The organism is Bacillus sp. SIMBA_005 (assembly GCF_046535585.1).
GTDB classification, from domain to species: Bacteria; Bacillota; Bacilli; order Bacillales; family Bacillaceae; genus Bacillus; species Bacillus pumilus.
The window spans coordinates 1-396 of record NZ_JAWRWI010000072.1 but is presented as its reverse complement, the minus strand read 5'-3'; the positions used below and the strand labels follow the sequence as shown (position 1 = coordinate 396).

Genomic DNA, 396 nt, shown 5'->3' with positions numbered 1-396 from the left:
GCTCGCTGCCGCCGACTCCGTTCCAGCGTCTTCGCCGCAGCCTGCGCACGTCACAGGGAGCACGTCGATGACCGCCGGGATCGAGATCGCCAACGCGACCAAAGCGTTCGGAGACCGGCCGGTTCTTCGCGGTGTCGACCTGACCATCGAGGCCGGCACGGTGACCGTCATCCTCGGCCCGTCCGGGTCCGGCAAAGGCACGATCAGCCGCATGGTCGCCACGCATCTGGGCTGGCACTACCTCGATTCGGGCGCGCTCTACCGCGCGGTCGGCGTGGCCGCGGGCTGGGCGGACCTGGACCTCGACGATCCGGGCGCGCTGGTGCGCTGCACGTTCGACACGACGATCGGGTTCCGTGACAGCGACAGCGGCGAACTGCGGGTACTGGTCAACGG

At 69.7% G+C, this 396-nt stretch carries 1 protein-coding gene; it reads left to right on the top strand.

Annotated elements, in window-relative coordinates; all coding sequences use genetic code 11:
* Positions 1-67 precede the first annotated feature (67 nt).
* A partial coding sequence (locus tag SB660_RS19145) for a (d)CMP kinase (RefSeq protein WP_410583800.1) occupies positions 68-396 on the top strand: 329 nt, incomplete at its 3' end.